Source organism: Psychrobacter sp. A3 (assembly GCF_028823565.1).
In the GTDB taxonomy this organism is placed as follows: domain Bacteria; phylum Pseudomonadota; class Gammaproteobacteria; order Pseudomonadales; family Moraxellaceae; genus Psychrobacter; species Psychrobacter celer.
Map to the genome: position 1 here is coordinate 1 of NZ_JAPEHS010000115.1, position 5,910 is coordinate 5,910.

Genomic DNA, 5,910 nt, shown 5'->3' on the forward strand with positions numbered 1-5,910 from the left:
GGGGGTGGGATTCGGTGGTAGTTTGATGCGCACAGAAGCGACAGGCTACGGTGCGGTGTACTTCTTAGAAAACATGCTCGCTGCTCAAAACGAAAGTATCGAAGGCAAAAAAGTACTGGTGTCAGGGGCAGGCAACGTCTCGCTCCATGCCGCCGAAAAAGCCTGCATGCTAGGCGCGACAGTTCTGACGGTCTCCGACTCACAAGGGACGCTCTATGATGCAAATGGCCTAAATCAAGAAAAAATCGATTGGCTAAAAGCGCAAAAAGCCCAGAGTAAGCCACTGTGCGATTATGTCGATGTCTATGGTGGTGAGTGGTTCGCGCAGCAAAAGCCTTGGCACATCAAAGGTGATATCGCCATTCCATCAGCCACACAAAATGAAGTCAACGAAGACGATGCCAAACATATGGTCGAAAACGGCATCAGATATATCGTCGAAGGCGCAAACATGCCGCTGACAGCAGAGGCAGTCGATCATATCCGTTTGCACCGTGTGCACTATGCGCCAGGTAAGGCAGCAAACGCAGGCGGCGTGGCAGTCTCAGGTCTTGAGATGTCACAAAACTCGGTACGTCAATACAAAACCTTTGAAGAAATCGATGAGCGCCTAAAGCGCATCATGAAAAACATCCATGACGGCGCGGCTGAAGCATCAGCAAACTATGGTCAAACGGACAACGGCTATATCGACTATATGGCAGGGGCCAATATCGTCGGCTTTAAACGGGTGGCGGACGCACTGTGCGCTTATGGTATCTTAAACTAACATCTTCTAGCTGCTGAGGCACTGTCAAATACCGCACTTATCATATATAAGTGCGGTATTTTTTTGTCTGTATAAAATATTTATGAGCGCAAAGACTGGTTGTAAACTCGAGGTATAGTTAGCTGAATGTAAAACTGTTATGGGTTTAAACTCGCTACTGGGATAAATTTTACTTGCGTGCTGCGTTCCCAGAGGCTGCGCAAAATTTATCCCAGTAGCGCTATGATATTTTTAGAGTGTATCGATTATAGTAGACGCCGGCTAAAGTTTTTTGGATTAAAAAGTATTAATTTATAAAAGTTTTTACATGTTTTACTTGAAGTTACATTAATCTGTTTTTTTAGACAGTTTATAAATAACTATCACCGATATTTTTGACTATCATCAATTATCTCAGTGTTTATCGCACGGGTTTATATCATCAATTATTCATATCGCGGGCAAACGATGCCGCTGACAATGTCGATATATTTATCAAAGGATGAATCATGACAGTCAATAAGGAGGTCTATTCTGATGGCCGCTCAGGTATGTCGGGCTTATATCCAGTGATACAGGATACGCCAAATGCTGAGCGGTTTGCTTGCAGCGTTGGTCAGAATCATAACGATAATGGCCGTGAAGCTATGAACAATCGCGCGGCACATGCCTTTGGCGCTTATCCATCAGCCTCCAAATGCGCGCAGACCAGCTGGTATAAAGACCCTGTATTAAACATAAATAACCATATAAACAACCATATAAACGAGCAAGTAACCAGCCATCTACGTAGCAATGATTGCCTAAAGCCCTACCGCCAAAACACCCAAAGGGGTATAAAAAATGACACAAACAATGGCATGCAACCTGTCGGTAAATTTGAGCGGATGGAGCGTCTAGCAGGCGATGCGGTCAGTACTATCGGTCAGGCGATGACTCATGCAGAGGGCGCGCAGCCGATACGCTTGAGCTTTCAGTTGATGACCCGTGCTGAGCCTACCACAATAGTGATTGCGACCATACAATCGCTACTAGCCATCAAAGCGGCCGACGATGAGATTTTAATCATAGATAACAACCATACTAAGCGTGAGCTTTATAAGCCTTTGGCAGATTTTTGTCATGGCTTAGAGCCGCATCTCAATGTGCATTTTTATCATATCGATGCGGTGGCAGGGTTTAAGTCTGGTGCGCTTAACTTGGCGCTAGGACTGATGAACCCTAGCGCCAGTCATGTGGTGGTGGTCGATAGTGATTATCAGGCGTTGCCACATGCTCGTGATGCCATTATCAGCGCGATCCACGAGTATCCTGAGTATGCTTTATTGCAGTTTCCGCAGTTTTATCGTGATGCAGATAAAGCGGATGTCCATAGCGAATTAAATCATTATTTTAATCATCATTTATATCGATCTTTTAATCGTCAGCGGGCGTTATCTACCGGTACTTACGCGGTGATACGCCGAGATGCTTTATTGGGTTTGGGCGGCTGGTCAGGAGCGTCCATTACTGAAGATGCGCAAATGGGCGTGCTGCTCCATCGTATGGGTCTGCACAGTCGTTTTATACCCAAGGTGATTGCTACCGGTATGTTGCCCACCACGCTGTGTGATCTGATCGCTCAGCGGCAGCGCTGGGTATATGGCAATGTACAGGTGCTCAACCGTTACTTTGTTACGCCGTCATCTCTAACCGCTGATAGCAGCGTAAATACAAATGTAAGCCAGACGATGGGCGAGCGTTTGCAGTATATGCGTGCGCATTTTTCGCAGCTGAGTGCCTGGATTAATTTCACGGGGATTTTTATCGTGCTACATGTCTGTACGCTGATTATCGTGCTGACGGCACTGGTAATAGGCGCACAGGTGGATATGGCGATGTTGCTTACGCCCTTATATGTGGTTTATGCCGCTTATGGCGTGTTTTTGTTGCGACGGCTGTGGGCCTATGCGCAAGACCGCTCACCGCTTAATCAGCAGGTAGCTCAGCACGTTACGCCAACCTTTACCAATACGCCAACCTTTACCAATAAGCTACGAGCGTGGGCACTGCATCTGAACTTTTGGGAAATCGGCGCGTTGTCATGGTGGCCTGTGATGTGGGGCCGCGACAAGCCATTTGTGTGTACGCCCAAACAGGCGGTGATTAGTAGCCGCCGCAGCGTATGGCAGGCCAATGTTTGTGCCTTACCAAAACTGCTACTCATACTTAATGTCATCACTTTGGCCGTGACCTCACCGCTATCAGCGCTGTATTCGCCTTTGTTATTTGTCAGTGCGCTTGTGGTCACTGTCCTCAAGCTATGGTCAGCAAAAGTGGCTTTTGATAATTATGGGTATCCACCTGAAGTGGATGACCGCTATGCTAATGAGCATGATACGTATGACGAGATCAATAACACTGTAAACCAAAGCGGTGTGATTAAAAATAATATCGCTAAAAATAAAAATACCGCTAGAGATAATATTACTAAAAATAAGCGTCCAAATAACACCGATCCAATAAAAAATATATAGCTGAATAATAAAATAATAAACGGATGACATATGCTGACTTCTATCAAAACTAACCCAAATAGTCATATAAAAGCTAAAATGCCTAACATCGTTATGGATAAAATATATGACTTGCCTGAGTCACCGGCGGCGTGTGAGACAACCGATGGGGCAAACATTAAAGTAAGAAGCCCACTACGTATTGCCATCATCGCTCACTCGTTATATCCCATTGCCCAGCCTTATGCAGGTGGTCTTGAGATGATCACTCAGCTGATCTGTGATGAGCTGGTGGCGCAAGGTCATCAGGTGTTGCTCTACGCTCATGCGGACAGTCAAACCCATGCCACACTAGTACCCTTTATGACCCGTGATGAATTTGAAAAAACAGTTTATGCCGATGAGCATGAGTCAGTAGAGATGAGCCGAGAGGAGCTGTATCAGTATCTGGTCTACCAGCAGGCGCTGCGCGATATCATTAGCCGTGATGAGCAAGGGATGATAGATGTGGTACACAATCATAGCTTGCACCATGTGCCGATGATGATGGGGCAGGTGTTTGGCGCGCGGTTTTTTACCACGTTTCATACGCCGATTTTTCCGCAGCTGCGTCTGGCACTACTGACGCTACGTCTGGGTACGCAGACTCAGTTTACGGCGATCAGTGGTCATCAGCATCAGTTGTTTGCTGAGTTTGTGCCCTCGCATGTGGTCTATAACGGCATCGATGTCCACTCATTTACTGCCAATACAAACCCAATTGCTGAAGAAGCATATTTTTGGTACGGGCGTATTTGTCCTGAAAAGGGCACGCATTTGGCGATGGAATACTGCAAAGCAGCAGGCAAGCGCCTGATTATTGCAGGTCCCAAAAGTAATGAAGCGTATTTCGATGACTATGTGGCACCGCTATTAGAGGCAGATAGGAATAGCGATATGCCGTTATTTGATTATGTTGGTCATTTAAGTAAGAAGCAAATCAACAAGCAGTTAAGCCAAGTCACCGCCATGCTATTTACCAGTACTTGGGATGAGCCTTATGGTCTGACGCTCGCTGAGAGCCTCGCTTGCGGTACACCTGTGATTGGCTTCGATGTCGGTGCCAGTGCTGAGATTATCACGCATCAGACAGGTATTATCGTACCCAAAAAAGATAAAAAGGCATTTATACAAGCGTTTGCTGACATTCAGCATATTTCACGAGCAGCCTGTCGTGCTCGCGCTGAGCAATTCTGTTCAGTCGCTGCGATGGTCGATGGTTATCTGCGTTTATATGAGCAGGCAGTAGCGGTTGATGACAGCGATAGCATCCAAGACACGCCCTAGTGTTCTTTCCTTTTTTCTTTATGTCGTGACTATTAATGACTGCCTTCATCTCTTAGGAGCTTTTTTACCATGCGTATCGGCTACTATGCTCATCACCACGGCTCGGGTCACTGCCGCCAAGCAGATAAGCTGGCCGCCTTACTACCACCAGAGTTACGTCAGCAAATGACGGTGTTTACCAGTTTACCGGCTGATGGTTATCGCTTTAGCAGTATAAATGATGAGCACATCGTACGTTTAGACGCTGAGGATGAGCGACCAGATGATGTGCTAGCGGGGCGAGCAGGCGAGTATTGGCAGCCAAGCTGTTTGCACTACTCGCCAGTGGGTAACAAAGACATTCAAAGACGCAGTTGGCAGCTGCTTGATACCATTTATCAGCGCCAGATTGACCTGATGATTATTGATGTTAGCGCCGAAGTCGCTATGCTATGCCGTACCGCTAGTGTGCCTTATCTCTATGTACGGCTAGCAGGTGAGCGCGATGATGCGCCGCACTTAAACGCCTTTGCGGGCGCGCTTGGATTGTTAGCTCCTTATCCTAAAGCATTGGAGGCGGCAGCCACGCCAGACTGGGTACGACAAAAGACGCTATATCTGGATTTTTTACCAAGCAAAGCCCAAGGCTTGCCTAGCTTTTGTGAGTTTATGGACGAGCTTATGACATTGACCCATGATGATTATATTCATAAACAACTGGTCGCCAGCATCGATAAGTCTTCTATCGTTACTGTGATTAAAGGCTATGGCGGGCACGAAGCGATTGATGCCAAGTTGCCAAAGCTACGCCAAATACTACCAGACGCTATAATTGTCTCTCTTGGCCCTATCAATGATGAAGTACGGCATTGTGTCGATATTGCCGCCCACGTCGATGATGTGACGCCATTTATCGCCTATAGTCATCTGCTATTGATGGCGTGTGGCTTGAACGCAATTGCGCAGGCCTATGATTATGCCACGCCGCTTATTGTATTGCCTGATGTGCGCCCGCACCGTGAGCAAGAAGTGATGGCAGAAGCATTAATCGAACAAGGTCGTGCGCTTAGTTGGCCACAGTTTATCGCCAAAGCCTCTAGTATGGATCGTCAGAACCTATTGTCTTCTCTCTCCACGAATAATAAGTCAATTGACCATGAGCAGACTGCTTTGACAGATAGGCAAGCCAATTTGGCGGCGAAACGCTTTATGAATAGCATTGCTGACTATACTTCCGTAAAAGATTGGTTTCAAGATTGGCTATTGCCGCAGTTGGACTTAAAACCCAAAAAATAAGAAATAACAGAGAAATTTATAATAATAAGAGCAAATATTTCCATGACAACGACAACCAGGGCTCAA

At 46.5% G+C, this 5,910-nt stretch carries 3 protein-coding genes and 1 pseudogene; all 4 read left to right on the plus strand.

Going from position 1 to position 5,910, the window contains the following annotated elements:
• Positions 1 to 769, plus strand: a pseudogene (locus NK638_RS11535) (NADP-specific glutamate dehydrogenase); the annotation flags it as partial.
• A gap of 488 nt (positions 770 to 1,257) precedes the next feature.
• Positions 1,258 to 3,264, plus strand: coding sequence for a glycosyltransferase family 2 protein (locus NK638_RS11540; protein WP_274633121.1), 2,007 nt, complete (start codon positions 1,258 to 1,260; stop codon positions 3,262 to 3,264).
• 30 nt (positions 3,265 to 3,294) lie between these two features.
• Positions 3,295 to 4,569: a glycosyltransferase gene (locus NK638_RS11545; protein WP_274633122.1), complete on the plus strand. Its 1,275-nt coding sequence runs from the start codon at positions 3,295 to 3,297 to the stop codon at positions 4,567 to 4,569.
• Positions 4,570 to 4,638: 69 nt separating this feature from the next.
• A complete protein-coding gene (locus tag NK638_RS11550) occupies positions 4,639 to 5,844 on the plus strand; it encodes a hypothetical protein (RefSeq protein ID WP_274633123.1) in 1,206 nt (401 codons plus the stop codon).
• Positions 5,845 to 5,910: the final 66 nt, after the last annotated feature.